The organism is Amycolatopsis sp. 505 (assembly GCF_031625235.1).
GTDB lineage: Bacteria > Actinomycetota > Actinomycetes > Mycobacteriales > Pseudonocardiaceae > Amycolatopsis.
On the sequence record NZ_JACKQP010000007.1, the window covers coordinates 468,945 to 487,013 of the forward strand.

The following is an 18,069-nucleotide window of genomic DNA, read 5'->3' on the forward strand; positions in this document are numbered from 1 at the left end:
CTACTCCGTGTCTGGGGTCAACAGCGCGGCGAGGCCCGCCGCGGTGGGGGTGCGGAAGAACTCGGCGATCGGCAGTTCGGTCCCGAGCCGCTCGGTGATCCGGTTGCGCAGGACCACCAGCAGCATCGAATGGCCGCCGAGGGTGAACAGGTCGTCGTCCGCGCCGACGGCGGCGACGTCCAGGACCTCCGCGAAGATCTCGCAGAGCGCCTTCTCCGTGGCCGTTCCGGGGGCCCGGCCGCGGGTTCCGAACTCGGGCACCGGCAACGCCGCCCGATCCAGCTTCCCGTTGGGGGTCACGGGGAACGCGGCGAGGGGGACGATCGCCGCGGGCACCATGTACTCGGGCAGCGTGCGGGCGAGGAACTCCCGCAGCCGCCGCGGATCCGCGGTCTCCGGGGTCGTGTAGGCGATCAGCCGTTCGTCGCGGACGACGACCAGCGCCTGCGAGACGTCCTCGTGCCGGGTCAGGGCCGTCTCGATCTCGCCGGGCTCGATCCGGAAGCCGCGGAGTTTGACCTGGTCGTCGGTGCGGCCGAGGTACTCCAGCTGCCCGTCCGGCCGCCAGCGCACCAGGTCGCCGGTGCGGTACATCCGCTCCCCCGGCTGGAACGGCGAGGCGACGAACCGTTCGGCGGTGAGCCCGGGACGCCCGTGGTAGCCGCGGGCCAGCCCGGCGCCGGCCAGGTACAGCTCGCCGGGCACCCCGGCGGGCACCGGCGCCAGACCGCCGTCGAGGACGTACGCGCGGGTGTTGTGCACCGGACGGCCGACCACCGGCCGGTCGGCGTCGCCGAAGCGGCCGACCAGCGCGTCCACCGTGGCTTCGGTGGGGCCGTAGAGGTTGTACGCCTCCGTGTCCGGCATCGACGACAGCGTCTCCCACAGCGTCTGCGACACGGCTTCCCCGCCGACGCCGACCACGCCGAGGGCGCACCGGCCGTCCGCGATCACCCCGGCCGCGGCCAGCTGCGCGAAGTGCGACGGCGTGAGCTCGAGGAAGTCGAGGCCGCGCTCGCGCACCACCGCCGCCAGCCGCGCAGGGTCGCGGCGGGTGTCGTCGTCGACGACGTGCACCTCGTGCCCGTCGAGCAGCCACAGCTGCGGCTGCCAGGAGGCGTCGAAGAAGAACGCCCACGCGTGCCCGACGCGCAGCCGCCGTCCGCCCGCCGCGGCGACGGCCGGGCGGTAGAGCGTCTCGCGGTGGCTGTGGAACAGGTTGACCAGCCCCGAATGCGGGATGACCACGCCCTTGGGCTTGCCCGTGGAACCGGACGTGTAGAGCACGTACGCCGGGTTCGCGGGCGACGGCGGAGCAAGCGCGGCGTCACTGTCCACAATGTCCTCGACGAACAACGCACCGGGAACGGCCGAAGCCAGCGAACGGCTGGTGAGCACCAGCGCGGGACCGGCGTCGGCGAGGATCGCCGAGATCCGGTCGGCCGGCTGGTCCGGGTCCACCGGCAGGTAGGCCGCGCCCGTCTTGAACACGCCGAAGATCGCCTCGACCACCGCCGCCGACCGCGGCAGCACGAGTGCCACGACCTTCTCCGGCCCCGCCCCCTGCGACGCGAGCCACCGGGCGAGGCGATCGGTCCGCGCGGCGAACTCCGCGAACGTCACGCTCGAAGTCGCATCGCTCAGCGCGGTCGCGTCCGGGGTCGCCGCCACCTGGGCGGCCAGCCGGTCGACGACCGTCGGCGCGGAGAGTGTCAGCGGCGCCCCGGTACCCCAGTCACGCAGGATGCGGTCCCGCTCCGGAGCGTCGAGGACGTCGAGGCGGCTCAGCGGCCGGTCCGGGTCGGCGACGACCGCCGCCATCACCCGCACCAGGCGCTCGGTGAGCGTCCGGGCGGTCGGCTCGTCGAAGAGGTCGAGGCTGTATTCGAGGTCGCCGTCGATGCCCTCGGGCGTCTCGACCAGGTCGAACGACAGGTCGAACTTCGCCTGCCGCAGCCCGGTGTCCCGGTAGGCCGCGTCCAGCCCGAGCAGCCGTTCCGGCTCCGCACCCGAGTGGTAGACCGCGAGCATGACCTGGAACAGCGGGTGCCGGGAGAGCGACCGCGGCGGGTTGAGCAGCTCGACGAGGTGCTCGAACGGCAGGTCCTGGTGGGCGTACGCCGCCAGGTCGGCCTCGCGGACGCGGTCCAGCAGCTGCCGGAACGTCGGGTCGCCGCCGGTGTCGGTCCGCAGGACAAGGGTGTTGACGAAGAAGCCGGCGAGGTCCTCCAGGGCGTGGTCGGAGCGGCCGGCCACCGGCGTCCCCAGCGGGATGTCGGTACCCGCGCCGAGCCGGGTCAGCAGCGCGGCCAGCACCGCCTGCAGGACCATGAACGTGCTCGTGTCGCTGCGGTGGGCCAGGTCCCGCAATCCCTTGTGGACGGACGCGGGCACGGTGAACGGCACGGCGGCGCCGCGGTTGGTCGACCGCGCCGGACGTGGCCGGTCGGCCGGGAGGGGCAGTTCGTCGGGGATCCCGGCCAGGGTGTCCCGCCAGAACGCGGCCTGCCGGCCGAGGAGGCTGTCCGGGTCGTCGGCGCGGCCGAACATCTCCCGCTGCCACAGCGTGTAGTCCGCGTACTGCACCGGCAACGACGTCCACTGTGGACGCTCACCGCGGAGCCGGGCCGCGTAGGCGGTGTCGAGGTCCCGCTTCAGCGGCGGCAGCGACCAGCCGTCGCCCGCGATGTGGTGCACCAGCAGCACCAGCACGTGCCGCTCCGGTCCGGCCGAGACGAGCGTGGCCCGGATCGGGATCTCGGCGTCGAGGGTGAAGCGGTACGACGCCGCCGCGGCGACGCGCTCGTCGAGGCCGGCCGCCGTCTCGGTGACCAGCACCGGGACGGCCTCGCCGAGGACGACCTGCCGGGGCGTGCCCTGCTCTTCGACCAGGAGCGTCCGGAGGACCTCGTGACGCGCCACGACGTCACCCAACGCGGCCCGCAGCGCGTCGACGTCGACCGGGCCGGTCAGGTCCCACGCCCACGGGATGTTGTAGGTCGCGGACGGCCCGTCGAGGCGGTCGAGGAACCACAGCCGCTGCTGCGCGAACGACAGCGGCAGGACGTCCGGGCGCGCGGCCGGGACCAGCGCCGGGCGGCGGCCCCGCGCGGGGTCCAGGGCTTCGGCGAGCCGGGCCGGGGTCGGGGCGTCGAACACCGCCCGGATCGGCACTTCGACGCCGAGCAGCGCGCGGATCCGGCTGACCAGCCGGGTCGCCAGCAGCGAATGGCCGCCGAGGGTGAAGAACCCGTCGTCCGGGCCGACCGACGGCACGCCGAGGACGTCGGCGAACAGCTCGCACAGCGCCTGCTCGGCCGGGGTCCGGGCGAGCCGTCCGGACGCCCGGACCTCCGGGTCGGGCAGGGCGGCGCGGTCGAGCTTGCCGTTGGCGTTCACCGGCAGCTCGGGCAGGACGACGATCGCCGACGGCACCAGGTGCTCCGGCAGCCGCTCGGCGAGCAGCGCCCGCAGCGCGACCGGATCACCCGAGGGCGCCACGTAGGCGATCAGCCGGTTCTCCCGGGCGATCACGGCCGCGCGCGCCACCGCGGCGCCGGTCGTCAGCACGGCCTCGACTTCGCCGGGTTCGACGCGGAAGCCGCGGATCTTGACCTGCTGGTCGGCGCGGCCGAGGAAGTCCAGGGCCCCGTCGGCGCGGCGGCGGACCAGGTCGCCGGTGCGGTACATCCGCTCCCCCGGTTCGAACGGCGAGGCGACGAACCGTTCGGCGGTGAGCGCGGGCCGGCCGAGGTAGCCCCGCGCGACACCGGCGCCGGCGAGGTACAGCTCGCCACGCACCCCCGGCGGCACCGGCCGCAACGCCGCGTCGAGGACGTACGCGCGGGTGTTCGCGACCGGCCGTCCGATGGCCACCGGGCCGCAGACCTGGGCCAGGCTGTCGCCGGCGACTTCCGAGCAGCCGTAGAGGTTGACCAGTTTCGCCGACGGCCACCGGGCGGCGACCTTCTCGGCCAAGGCGTCGGACAGCGGTTCGCCGCTGGTGATCCAGGTGGACACCGAGTCGAACGCGCCCGCCGGGGCGTCCTCGGCGAAGGTGTCGAGGAGGCCGGGGACGACGGTGAGCACCTGGGCGCCGGACTCGCGGACGAAACCGGCCAGCGCCAGGGGGTCGGTGGCCGTGCTGTCGTCGGCGAGGACCACCGGATCACCGGCGACCAGGCCGCCGAGCAGCTCGGTGGAGCCGTCGATGAACGTCAGCGCGCTCTTGGCCACGCGCACGCCCCGGGCGATGTCCCGGCCCCAGTGCAGCCGGTTGGCCAGCGCCCGCTGGGTTCCGGCGACGGCCTTCGGACGTCCGGTGGAGCCGGACGTGAAGATCACGTACGCCGGGTGGTCCGGGCTGATCGACGGCCAGGCCGCTTCCGGGCCGGTGTCGCCGGGCCGCACGAGCCGGTCGCCGAAGCCGTCTTCGGCGACGACCAGGTGCGGGGCCGCGTCGGTGAGCATCAGCTCGATGCGCTCGGCCGGGTGGTTGAGGTCCAGGGGCAGGTAGGCGGCGCCGGTCTTGAGCACCGCCAGCAGCGCGACGACCAGGTCCACCGAGCGCGGCAGCGCGACCGCCACCACGCGTTCCGGCCGCGCGCCCCGCGCGAGCAGCGCCCGGGCGAGGGTCGTGGCCCGCGTGTCCAGCTCGGCGTAGGTGAGCCGCTCGGAACCGAACGTCAAGGCGAGGGCGTCCGGCGTCCGGGCGACCTGGGCGGCGAACAGCCCGGCGGTCGTCTCCGCGGGCAGCGGGGTCGCCGGGTCGGCGGCGAGCTGCTCGTGTTCGGCGGCGGTGAGCAGGTCGACGGCGCCGATCCGGGTGTCCGGATCGGCCACCACGGCCGCCAGGAGCGTCCGCAGCCGCTCCAGGAGCGCCTCGACGCTCGTGCGGTCGAAGACATCGCTGTTGTACTCCGCCGTGCCGCGGATGCCGGCCTGGTGCCCAGGCCGCTCGCCGACGAAGAACGTCAGGTCGGCGCGCGCGGTGCCGGTGCGGACCGGCTCCTCCGCGACGGCCAGGCCCGGCAGCGCGAGGTCGGCGACGGCGTTGTTCTGCCAGGCCAGCATCGTCTGGAACAGCGGGTGGTACGCGAGGGACCGGACCGGGTTCAGCGTCTCGACCAGCCGCTCGAACGGCACGTCCTGGTGGGCGTAGGCGTCGAGGCTGCGGTCCCGCACCCGGGCCACGAGCTCCCGGAACGACGGGTCACCACTCGTGTCCACGCGCAGGACCAGGGTGTTGACGAAGAACCCGACGAGGTCGTCGAGGGCGGCGTCGGTGCGCCCGGCGATGGACGTGCCGAGCGGGATGTCGGTGCCCGCGCCGAGCCGGGTGAGCACCGCGGTGAGCCCGGCGTGCACGACCATGAACACGCTGGCCCCGCAGGCCCGGGCCAGCTCGACGAGTCCGCTGTGGAGCCCGGCGTCCCAGCCGAAGGCGAACTGCTCGCCCCGGTAGGACGCCTCCGCCGGGTGCGGCCGGTCGGTGGGCAGCTCGATCCGTTCGGGCAGGCCCGCGAGGGCTTCGCGCCAGTAGGCCAGCTGCGGTTCGATCACCGGCTCGCCGAGGACGTCCCGCTGCCACAGCGTGTAGTCCGCGTACTGCACCGGCAACGGCGTCCACTGTGGACGTCCGCCGGCGCACCGGGCGGTGTAGGCCGTCGCGAGGTCCCGCCACAGCGGCGCGGTCGACCAGCCGTCGGAGGCGATGTGGTGGAACACCAGCACCAGGACGTGCTCCCGGGCGCCCAGGCGCAGCAGCTGCGCCCGCAGCGGGAGCTCCGACTCCAGTTCGAACACCGTGCCCGCCGCTTCGGACACCGCGTCGGCGAGCGTGGCTTCGGTGACCGCGCGGACCGGCAGCGGGACCGTGACGTCGGCGAGGACGAGCTGGCGGGCTTCCCCGTCGATCTCCGGGAAGACCGTGCGCAGGGCTTCGTGGCGCTCGACGACGTCGGACAGCGCCGTACGCAGCGCGTCGACGTCGAGGTCGCCGGTCAGCCGGACCGCCGTCGGCATGTTGTACGTCGCCGACGGGCCTTCCAGGCGGTGCAGGAACCACAGCCGCTGCTGGGCGAACGACAGCGGCAGCACGTCCGGCCGCGGGTCGGCGCACACCAGGGCGGGCCGGGCCTGTCCGGCGTCCGCGCCGGCCAGCAGGGCAGCGAGCCCGGCGACCGTCGGTGTCTCGAACACCGACCGCACCTGCAGTTCGACGCCGAAGACCGCGCGCAGCCGGGCGACCAGGCGGGTCGCCATCAGCGAATGCCCGCCGAGGGCGAAGAAGTCGTCGTCGACGCCGATCGACGCCGTGTCGAGGACCTCGGCGAACAGCCCGCACAGGACTTCTTCGACCGGTGTCCGCGGGGCCCGGCCGGTGGTGGCCGCCTGCTGGTCCGGGCTCGGCAGGGCGCGCCGGTCGAGTTTGCCGGAGGCCAGCAGCGGGAGCCGGTCGAGGAGCACTAACGCCGACGGCACCATGTACTGCGGCAGCCGGTCGCGAACGTGCGCCCGCATGGCCGTCACCAACGCGTTCGTGTCCCGCTGCCCGGCCGGGTGGTTGCCCAGCGCTTCGAGGGGGACCCGGGTCGGCCGGCCGCGGTAGACCCGCTGCGGCGACCCGGTCGTGAACACGACCTCCAGCGCGCCCTCGTCCGCGGTGACGGTCGCGTACACGCGGTAACCGTGCCGCTCGCCGAGGTCGTGCAGCGATTCGGGATCCACGCCAGCTCGCTGCTCCAAAGAGGACAGTGCGGTCCCGGCGTCGCCCGCGGCCAGCGCGGCGACGGCGGCGAGTTCACCGGACAGCCGGGCGTTGGGCACGCCGGTCACGCGCAGCCGGGCCGGGCGGGCGGCCAAGGCCGGTTCCAGCGCGTCGAGTCCGACGACCAGCTCTTCGGGCGCGTCGGGTCGCGGAGCCTTCCGCAGGACGACGTCGTAGCGGTGGCGGGTCAGCTCGTTGTGGGCGTGGCCGCGCTTGACCCACAGGTCGACGTCGTCGAAGCCGTCGAGGTCCAGGGCCGTGAAGAAATCCGGGTCCAGGACCAGCTCGCCTTCGCGGGCGATCGCCTGGTCCACCGCGGCGACGTCGCGGCGGCCGTGGCGCAGCTCGGTCGCCGTCCGGAACGCCCGCAAGGACCGCAGGTTCCGGATGTCGCCGAGGAAGATGACCCCGCCCGGCCGGACGTGCGCCGCGGCCGTGCGGAGGACTTCGGCGAGGTAACCGACGCTGGGGAAGTACTGGGCGACCGAGTTGATGACCACCGTGTCGAACTCCGGCAGCTCACCGAGGTCGTGGGCGGGCCGCGCGGCCAGGTGGACCTTGCTCGCGAACGGCGTCGCCGCGAGTTCGCGCCGCAGGTTGGCGATGGCCTTCTCGGACAGGTCGACGCCCCAGTACTCCTCGGCGTCCGGCGCGATCCGGGACAGGATCAGGCCGCTGCCGACGCCGATCTCCAGCACCCGCTTCGGCCGCAGCGAGCGGATCCGGTCGATCGTCGCGGCGTGCCACTCGCGCATCTCGTCGAGGGGGATTTCGGAGCCGTCGTAGCTGGAGTTCCAGCCGGTGAAGTTCTCTTCGAGGCCCCCGGCCGCGGCTTCGGCGAAGACGTTCTCGTGCAGCTCGCGCCACTCGCCGACGTGGCCCCGTTCGGCGTCTTCGTCCCGCCCGGCCGAGGGCACGGCGTAGGCGATGAGCCGCCCGTCCTGGGCGACGACGACGGTCTGGCCGACGGCCGGGTGCTCGGCGAGCACGGACTCGATCTCGCCGAGTTCGATGCGGTAGCCGCGGATCTTGACCTGGTCGTCGGCCCGGCCGAGGAACACCAGCCGGCCGTCCGGCAGCCATTTCACCAGGTCACCCGTGCGGTAGAGGCGTCCACCGGAACCGAACGGGTCGGCGACGAACCGCTCCGAAGTCAGCCCCGGCCGCCCGAGGTATCCGCGCGCCAGGCCCGAGCCCGCGAGGTACAGCTCCCCCACCACGCCGGGTGGGACCGGCCGCAGCCCGGCGTCGAGCACGTACGCCCGGGTGCCAGGGTCGGGGATCCCGATCGGGACGACGGTCGCGTCCGCCAGCTCGGCCGGGTCGCTCTCGCCGAGGGTCGAGTTGGTGGTCGCCTCGGTCGGGCCGTAGGCGTTGAACATCCGGCGGCCCGGCGCCCAGCGGCGCACCAGCTCCGGCGACACGCGTTCGGTGCCGGCGAGCAGCACGCTGTCGCGCGGCAGGTCGAGGTCCGCCGGCATCGCGTCGAGCAGGGCGGGCGGCAGGATCATGAAGTCGACGCCGTGGGCGTGGGCGTACTCGGTCAGCGCCGGGCCCGCGACCCGCCGCTCGGCCGGGACGACCACCAGGCGGCCCCCTGAGAGCAGCCCGAGGCAGAGGTCCCAGAACGCGACGTCGAAACTCGGCGAGGCGAACTGCAGCACCCGGCTGTGCGGGCCGACGCCGAACCGCTCGACCTGGGTGGCGACCAGCTTCGCGACCCCCGAGTGCTGGAGGACGACGCCTTTGGGCCGCCCGGACGAGCCGGAGGTGTAGATCACGTAGGCCGCGTTCTCCGGCGTGATCGTGACCTTCGGGTCCTCCGGGGACAGTCCGGCGAGCGCCGCGTCGTCGAGGAGGACCCGCGGCAGGGACGCGGGCAGCTTCGCTTCGACGTCCCGGGTCGTCACGACGCAGACCGGGCCCGCGTCCTCGACCATGTAGGCGATCCGGTCGCCCGGGTAGTCGACGTCGATCGGCAGGTAGGCGGCACCGGCCTTGAGCACCGCCAGCTCGGCGATGATCATCTCCAGCGACCGCGGTACGGCCAGCGCGACCACCCGCTCCGGTCCGGCGCCGCGAGAAAGCAGCAGGTGCGCGAGCCGGTTCGCGCGGGCGTTCACCTCGGCGTAGGTGAGTTCGACGTCCTCGAACACGAGCGCCACCGCATCCGGGGCCTCGGCGACGCGGCGGGCGAACAGCCCGGGGAACGTCTCGGTGCCCGCCGGGTCGAGGGACCCGGCCCATTCGGTGAGCACCCGGTCCCGCTCGTCCCCGTCGAGGAGGTCCAGGGCGCCGACCGGGCGGTCGGGCTCGGCCACGGCCGCGCGCAGCAGCACCTCGAGGCGGCGCAGGATCCCGTCGGCGCTCGCGTGGTCGAAGACGTCGGCGTTGAACTCCAGGACGCCGGCGATCCCGGCGTCGCGTTCGGTCAGCGAGATCGACAGGTCGAACTTCGACGTCCCGGTGGTCACCGGGAGCTCCGTGACGGCGAGGCCGGGCAGGGTCACCTCGGCGCGGGCGTTGTTCTGCCCGGCGATCATCACCTGGAACAGCGGGTGGTAGGACAGCGATCGCACCGGGTTGAGCACCTCGACCAGGCGCTCGAACGGCACGTCCTGGTGGGCGTAGGCGTCGAGGTTGCGCTCGCGGACGCGGGCGAGGAGCTCGCGGAACGTCGGCTCGCCGCCGGTGTCGACGCGCAGCACGAGGGTGTTGACGAAGAACCCGACGAGATCGTCGAGGGCCGGGTCGGTGCGGCCGGCGATGGGCGAGCCGATCGGCACGTCGGTCCCGGCGCCGAGCCGGGTGAGCAGGGCGGCGAGGGCCGCGTGCACGACCATGAACACGCTCGCGCCGCTCTCGCGGGCCAGGCCGGCCAGACCGGCGTGGAGGGCGGCGTCCCAGGTGAAGGTGTGCAGCTCGCCGCGGAAGGTGGCGCTCGCCGGGTGCGGCCGGTCCAGGGGCAGCTCGATCCGGTCCGGGAGGCCGGCCAAGGCGTCTCGCCAGTAGTCGAGCTGGGCGCTCAGCATGCTGTCCGGGTCGTCTTCGCGCCCGAGGAGATCCTGCTGCCACAGCGTGTAGTCCGCGTACTGCACCGGCAACGGCGTCCACTGTGGAGCGTCATCGGCCCGGCGGGCGGCGTAGGCCGTGGCGATGTCGCGCCACAGCGGGGCCATCGACCAGCCGTCGGAGGCGATGTGGTGGAACACCAGGGCGAAGACGTGCTCGCGGGCATGGATCCGCAGCAGTTCCGCGCGCATCGGCGCGTGCCGTTCCAGGTCGAACGAGCCACGGACCAGGCCGGTCAGGGCCTCGCCGAGGTCGGTGACCTCGCGGACGGGCAGCTCGACGTCCCCGGCCGGGAGGATGTCCTGGTACGGGACGCCGTCGCGCTGCGGGAACCGGGTGCGCAGGGCCTCGTGGCGGGCGACCACGTCCGAGAGCGCCCGGCGCAGCGCGGCGACGTCGAGGTCACCTTCCAGGCGCATGATCAGCGGGACGTTGTAGGTGGCCGACGGTCCTTCGAGGTGGTGCAGGAACCACAGCCGCTGCTGGGCGCCGGACAGCGGGACGAGGTCCGGCCGGCTCGCGCGCACCAGCGGCGGCCGCGCGGTTCCCTGGGCGGTGGCGAGCACCCCGGCCAGGCCCGCCGGCGTCGGCGTCTCGAAGACCGCCCGCACTTCGAGCTCCGCTCCGACCGTGGTGCGGACGCGGGCGATCAGCCGGGTGGCCAGCAGCGAATGGCCGCCGAGGGCGAAGAAGCTGTCGTCCGGGCCGACCCGCGGCAGGCCGAGGACGTCGGCGAACAGCTCGCACAGCTGCCGTTCGAGGAGGGTGCGCGGTTCGCGGTCCGACACCGGCGCGCTCACGTCCGGGGCGGGCAGGGCGCGGCGGTCGAGCTTGCCGTTCGCCGTCACCGGCAGCGCGTCGAGGACGACGATCGCCGACGGCACCATGTGCTCGGGCAGCCGTCCGGCGGCGAAGGCCCGCAGGTCCGCCGGGAGCGCGGTGCTCCGGCGCGAGCGCCGCGGGTTGCCGGTGTAGCTCAGGATCGGCTCCGGGCCGGGCCGGAACGCCCCGGCCGCGTCGCCGGCGAACAGGACGTCGACCGAGCCGTCGCCGGTCGCGGACCAGGTGACCACCGCGCCCAGCTCGAACCAGTCTTCGGGGTTCACGCCGTCGGTGGTGCGGCCGTTCGGGACGTCTTCGACGCGCAGGCCGTCGCCTCGGCGGGCGATCACTTCCGCCACAGTGGACACGTCGGTGCCCCAGGTCAGCGTCTCCCCCGGCGCCGGCTCGGCCGCGCCGGGGCGCAGGACGACGTCGTAGCGGTACTGGGTGAGTTCGTTGACCGCCCGGCCGCGCTTGACCCGGATGTCCGCGGCGACCCCGTCGAGGCCCGCGAAGAACTCCGGTGCCACCAGGAGTTCCTTCTCCCGCAGCAGCCGCTGCTCGACGTCGCCGCCGCGCGCCCGGGCCACGGCGGTGTGGAACGCCCGGGCCTGCCGCAGGTCCCGGACGTCGCCGACGAACAGCGCCCCGCCCGGCGCCAGGAGGCCGAGTGCCGTGCGCACGACGTCGAGGAGGTACGTGCCGCTCGGGAAGTACTGGATGACGGAATTCAGCACGATCGTGTCGAAGAACCCGGACGGCAGGCCGCCGAGGTCGGCGGCGTCGCCGGTGCGCAGTTCGACCCGCCCGGCGAGCGCGGGGTCGGCCGCGACCCGCTCCCCCAGCGAAGCGATGACCTCGGCGGAGAAGTCCGTGCCCCAGTAGGTCTCGCAGTCCGGGGCCAGTTCGGTCAGCAGCAGGCCGCTGCCGACGCCGATCTCCAGGACCCGCTTCGGCCGGAGTGAGCGGATCCGGCCGGCGATCGCGTCGCGCCACTCCCGCATCTCTTCGCGCGGGATCGGCTCGCCGGTGTAGCTGGAATTCCAGCCGGCGAACTCGTCGCGGTCGCCGGAGTACATCGAGTCGTACAGCTCGCGCCACTCGCCGACCTGCTCGGTCTCCTCCTCGGCGGACCCGGAGTTGTCGGCGGGGACCACGTACCCGACCAGCCGGACGTCGCCGGGCCGGTCCTCGCGGGCGACGACGACGGCGTGGGCGACGTCGTCGTGCGCGGACAGCGTCGCGGCGATCTCGCCCGGTTCGACGCGGAAGCCGCGGATCTTGATCTGCTCGTCGCCGCGGCCGAGGAACTCGAGGACGCCGTCGGGGCGGAAGCGGGCGAGGTCGCCGGTGCGGTACATCCGGGTGCCGGGTGCGCCGAACGGGTCGGCGACGAACCGTTCGGCGGTGAGCCCGGCCCGGCCGAGGTAGCCGCGGGCGAGCTGGACACCGGCCAGGTACAACTCGCCGGGAGTGCCCGGCGGGACCGGCCGCAGGGCGGCGTCGAGGACGTAGGTGCGGGTGTTCCACACCGGACGTCCGATCGGGACGGAAGTGTCCTCGACGGATGTTCGCCAGGCCGTGACGTCGACCGAGGCTTCGGTCGGTCCGTAGAGGTTGTGCAGTTCGGCGTCGAGGACCTGACCGAACTGCGCGACGGCGTCCGGGGGCAGGGCTTCGCCGCTGCACAGCACCCGGCGCAGGCTCGTGCACTCCCCCGCCGCCGGTTCCTGGAGGAAGACCTGGAGCATGGACGGGACGAAGTGGACGGTCGTGACACCGCGGTCGCGGATCAGCCGGGCGAGGTAGGCGGGGTCCTTGTGCCCGTCCGGCCGGGCGAGCACCTCGGTGGCGCCGGTGAGCAGCGGCCAGAGGAACTCCCACACCGAGACGTCGAAGCTCGACGGCGTCTTCTGCAGCACGCGGTCTTCGGCGGTGAGGCCGTATTCGTCCTGCATCCAGAGCAGCCGGTTGACGATCCCGGCGTGCGGGACGACGACCCCCTTCGGCCGGCCGGTCGACCCGGACGTGTAGATGACGTAGGCCGGGTTCTCCGGGCGGATGGCGACTTCGAGGGGCTCGGCCGGGACTCCGGCCAGGGTGTCCGGGTCGTCCAGGAGCAGGGCGCCCTCGACGGCGGTCTCCGCGACGGCCAGCACGAGCGCCGGGTCGGCGTCTTCGAGCATGAACGCGAGGCGGTCGGCCGGGTAGCCGGGGTCGAGCGGCAGGTAGGCCGCGCCCGTCTTCAGGACGGCGAGGATCGCCGTGACCAGGTGCGTCGAGCGGGGCAGCGCCAGGGCGACCACGCGCTCGGGCCCGGCTCCGCGCGCGGCGAGGACACGGGCGAGGCGGGTGGAGACGGCGTCGAGCTCGGCGTAGGTGAGTTCTTCGTCCTCGAAGACCAGCGCGGAGTGGTCGGGGGTCCGCGCGACCTGGGCGGCGAACAGCTCGGGCACGGTGACCGCGGGGACGTCCGCGACGGCCCCCGACCAGGTCGGTTCGAGACCGTCGCGCTCGGCGGCGGTGAGCACGTCCAGGGAACCGAGGCGGCGGTCCGGGGCGGCGGCGACCTGCCGGAGCAGGGTCTCCAGGCGGTCGAGGAGACCGGTCACGGTCGCGCGGTCGAACACCTCGGCGTTGAATTCGGCCTGCCCGTGCAGGCCGTCGGGGCGCTCGGTGAAGGAGAACCAGAGGTCGAACTTGGCCGTGCCGGTGCCGACCGGCCGCTCGGTGACGGTCAGGCCGGGCAGTTCGACGCCGGTGCCGGGGGTGTTCTGCCAGGCGAGCATGGTCTGGAACAGCGGGTGGTGCGCCAGCGACCGGGCCGGGTTCAGGGCCTCGACCAGGCGCTCGAAGGGGACGTCCTGGTGGGCGTAGGCGTCGAGGCCGCGGTCGCGGACCCGGGCCACGAGGTCACGGAAGGTCGGGTCGCCGCCGGTGTCCACGCGCAGGACCAGGGTGTTGACGAAGAACCCGACGAGGTCGTCGAGGGCCGGGTCGGTGCGGCCGGCGATCGGGGTGCCGATCGGGATGTCGGTGCCCGCGCCGAGGCGGGACAGCAGCGCGGTCAGGCCCGCGTGCACGACCATGAACGGGCTGGCCCCGCAGGCGCGGGCGAGGTCGGTGAGGGCGGCCTGGAGCCCGGCGTCCCAGGTGAAGGTGAAGAAGCCGCCGCGGTAGGCCGACACCGGCGGGTGCGGCCGGTCGAGCGGGAGCGCGATCCGCTCGGGCAGGCCCTCCAGGGTCTCGCGCCAGTAGGCGAGCTGGGCTTCCTCCTCGACGGCCAGGAGATCGCGCTGCCAGAGCGTGTAGTCCGCGTACTGGACCGGCAGCGGCGTCCACTGTGGAGCCTCGCCGTGCCGGCGGGCGCGGTAGGCCACGGCGATGTCCCGCCAGAGGGGGGACAGCGACCAGCCGTCGGCGGCGATGTGGTGCACGACCAGGACCAGGACGTGCCGCCGCGGGCCGTCGGTGAGCAGTTCCGCACGCACCGGGACCCCGGCACCGAGGTCGAACACCCCGCGCACCAGAGCGGTCACTTCGGAGTCCACATCGGACACTCCGCGGACGGCGAGGCCGATTGTCCCCTCGGGCAGGATTTCCTGGTACGGGACGCCGTCGGCGACCGGGAAGACCGTCCGCAGGGCCTCGTGCCGGGCCACGACGTCGTTGAGCGCTTCACGCAGCGCGTCGACGTCGAGTTCCCCGGCCAGCCGCATGACGAGCGGGACGTTGTAGGTCGCCGAGCCGCCTTCGAGGCCGTGCAGGAACCACAGCCGCTGCTGCGCGAACGACAGCGGCAGCCGTTCCGGCCGCTCGGTGACGCGCGCGAGCGGGCGCCGCTCGGTCCCGGTGACGGCCCCGGCGAGGTGGTCCGCGAGCGCGGCCGGCGTCGGGGCGTCGAACACGGCCCGCACCGGCACCTCGGCGCCGACGCCCGCGCGGATCCGCTGGATCAGCCGGGTGGCGAGCAGGGAATGCCCGCCCAGGGCAAAGAAGTCGTCGTCCGGGCCGGCCTGCGGCACGCCGAGGACGTCGGCGAACATCTCGCACAGCAGCTGCTCGACGGGGTTGCGCGGCGCCCGGCCCGGCCCGGCGGTGAACCGCTCCGGGCTGGGCAGGGCCTTGCGGTCCAGCTTGCCGGAGGCGAGCACCGGGAGCTTGTCGAGGACGACGAACGCCGAGGGCACCATGTACAGCGGCAGCCGGTCCCGCACGTGGGCGCGCAGCGAGGCGACGAGCGCACCGGTTTCGCGCCGGGCGGCGGGGTTGTTGGCGTACGACCCGGGCGTGCCGGTCTGCCGGACCGGGCGGTACGCGGAGCCGCCCTCGCCCCTCGAGAAGACGGCCTCCAGCTCGCCCCCCTCGGCCGCCAAGGTGACGGCCACGCGGTAGCCGGCCCGCTCGCCGAGCGCGTACAACGCTTCCGGGTCGACGCCGTCCCGGCCGTCCAGGGCGGCCAGGGCCGCCTCGGCGTCGCCGGCGTCCAGGGCGCGGACCGCGGCGAGCTCGCCGGCCGGCCGCGCGTCCGGGATCGTGGTGACCCGCAGCCGCTCCGGCGTCTCGGCGGCCAGGAACCGTTCCACCGCACCGAGGTCGCCGAACGCGACGACCTGCTCGCCGGCCGGTTCGGCCCGGTCGGCCTTGCGCAGGACGACGTCGTAGCGGTGGCGGGTCAGCTCGTTGTGCGCGGTGCCGCGCTTGACCCACAGGTCGACGTCGCCGAAGCCGTCGAGGCCGCGGGCCAGCGCCGGGAAGAAGTCCGGGTCGAGGACGAGCTCGCCCTCGCGCGCGATCGCCTGGTCCACCGCGGCGACGTCGGTCCGGCCCCGGTGCAGCTCGACGGCGGTCCGGAAGGCCCGCAGCGAACGCAGGTTGCGGAGGTCACCGAGGAAGATCGTCCCGCCGGGAGCCAGCCGCGCGGCGGCGGTCTTGACGACTTCGGCGAGGTAGTCCGCGCTCGGGAAGTACTGCGCGACGGAGTTGATGATCACCGTGTCGAACTCCGGCAGCTCGCCCAGGTCGTGGGCGGGCCGGGCCGCCAGGTGCACCCGGTCCGCGAAGGGCGTCGCGGCGACCTCGCGCCGGACGTTCTCGACGGCGCTCTCGGAAAGGTCGACGCCCCAGTAGGTTTCGGCGTCCGGGGCGATCCGCGAGAGGATCAGGCCGCTGCCGACACCGATTTCCAGCACCCGCTTCGGGCGCAAGGACCGGATCCGCTCGATCGTCGCCGCGTGCCACTCGCGCATCTCGCCGAGGGGGATCTCGGAACCGTCGTAGCTGGAGTTCCAGCCTGCGAAGTTCTCCTCGATGCCGTGGGAGCCGGCGAGCATCTCCTCGTGGACGGCGCGCCATTCGTCGACGTGCCCCTGCTCGGCGGCCTGGTCGCGGTCGGGCACCGGGACGGCGTAGGCGATCAGCTGCCCGTCCTGCGCGACGACGACCGACTGGCCGACCCGCGGGTGTTCGGCGAGCACGGACTCGATCTCGCCGAGTTCGATGCGGTAGCCGCGGATCTTGACCTGGTCGTCGGCCCGGCCGAGGAATACGAGCCGCCCGTCCGGCAGCCATTTGACCAGGTCACCGGTCCGGTAGAGGCGTCCGCCGGAACCGAAGGGGTCGGCGACGAACCGCTCCGCCGTCAGGCCCGGCCGCCCGAGATAACCGCGCGCCAGGCCGCTTCCGGCGAGGTACAGCTCCCCCACCACGCCCACCGGGACCGGGGCGAGGTGCGCGTCGAGGACGTACGCGCGGGTGCCGGGGTCCGGCACGCCGATCGGCACGGCCGAGCCCGGCGCGATCCCCGGGTCGCAGAGCCCGAGCGTCGAGTTGGTCGTGGCCTCGGTCGGGCCGTAGGCGTTGAACATCCGCCGTCCGGGCGCCCAGCGACGGACCAGCTCCGGCGACACCCGTTCGGTGCCCGCCAGCAGCACGCTGTCGCGGGGAAGGTCGCAGTCCTCGGGGAATTCGGCGAGCAGGGCGGGCGGCAGGATCATGAAGTCGACGCCGTGGGCGTGCGCGTATTCGGCCAGTTCGGGGCCGGGCACCCGGCGTTCGGCCGGCGTGATCACCAGGCGCCCGCCCGAAAGCAGGCCGAGGCACAGGTCCCAGAAGGCGACGTCGAAACTCGGCGAGGCGAACTGCAGCACCCGGCTGTGCGGGCCGACGCCGAACCGCTCGGACTGCGTCGCGACGAGCTTCGCGACACCCGCGTGGGAAACCACGACACCCTTGGGGCGCCCGGTGGAGCCGGAGGTGTAGATGACGTAGGCGGCGTTGGCCGGGACGATCGCGGCGGCCGGGTCGGTCGCCGGGACGCCGTCCAGGCCGACCTCGTCCAGCAACAGGACGTCACCGTCGAAGAGACCGGCGAGCTCGCTGGTGGTGACCACGCAGACCGGGCGGGCGTCGGACACCATGAACGCGATCCGCTCGGCCGGGTAGTCCTGGTCCAGCGGCAGGTAGGCGGCGCCGGCCTTGAGGACGGCCAGCTCGGCGACGATCATCTCGATCGAGCGCGGCACGGCGAGCGCGACGACCTGTTCCGGCCCGGCGCCGCGCCCGATGAGGACGTGGGCGAGCCGGTTCGCGCGGGCGTCGAGTTCGGCGTAGGTGAGTTCCTCGTCTTCGAAGACGAGGGCCACGGCGTCCGGCGCCTCGCGGACGCGGGCGGCGAAGAGCCCGGGCAGCGTGGAAAGCGGCGCGGCGAGGTCCGTGTCGTTCCACTCCTCGAGGATCCGGTGCCGTTCCGGTGCCGTCACGAGGTCCAGCCGGGCCACCGGCCACTGTGGCCGTTCCTGGGCGACGGCGAGGAGGGTGCCGAGGTGGTCCAGCATCCGGTCCACAGTGGATCCGTCGAGGACGTCGGCGCGGTAGACCACGCCGTCGCGGGTCAGGTTCAGGTCGAGGGCCAGGTCGGTTTCGGCCTCGAAACCGACGTTGACCAGCACCGATCCCCCGCGCCCCGGCTCGGGTCCCACTTCGGCGACCAAGTCCCGGAACGGAACTTCGTGCGCCAGGGCTTCGTCCCGTGCCTCGCGCACGCGCGCCACCACTTCGCCGAACCCCGGCGAGCCGCCCAGATTCACCCGCAGGGGCACCAGGGCGCCGATCCCGACCACGACGTCCGTCGTTCCCGCATATCGGGAAACCAGCACCGTGAACGCCGCGAGGAGGGTCAGTTCGTCGGCGGCGGGCAGCGGCCGGTCCAGCCGGGCGAAGACGGGCTCCGCGGGGTACGGCCGGTCGACCGGCAGCGGCAGCTCCTTCGGCGCCGAGGCGAGGCGGTCACGCCAGAACCCGAGCCTCGATCCCTGCTGCTGCACAGCGTCACCGTTGCTCACCGGTAGACCAGCCTCCCGCTGCTCACGGCGCCCCGAACGGGGCGCGAACTTAGGTGACCCTAA

1 protein-coding gene is annotated in these 18,069 nt (G+C 73.9%); it reads right to left on the reverse strand.

Annotated features, from left to right (window positions below; all coding sequences use genetic code 11):
* The gene (locus H5965_RS27170; RefSeq protein WP_396136949.1) at positions 1-18,006 is read right to left on the reverse strand and encodes an amino acid adenylation domain-containing protein; all 18,006 of its coding nucleotides are present in this window, start codon (positions 18,004-18,006) and stop codon (positions 1-3) included.
* Positions 18,007-18,069: the final 63 nt, after the last annotated feature.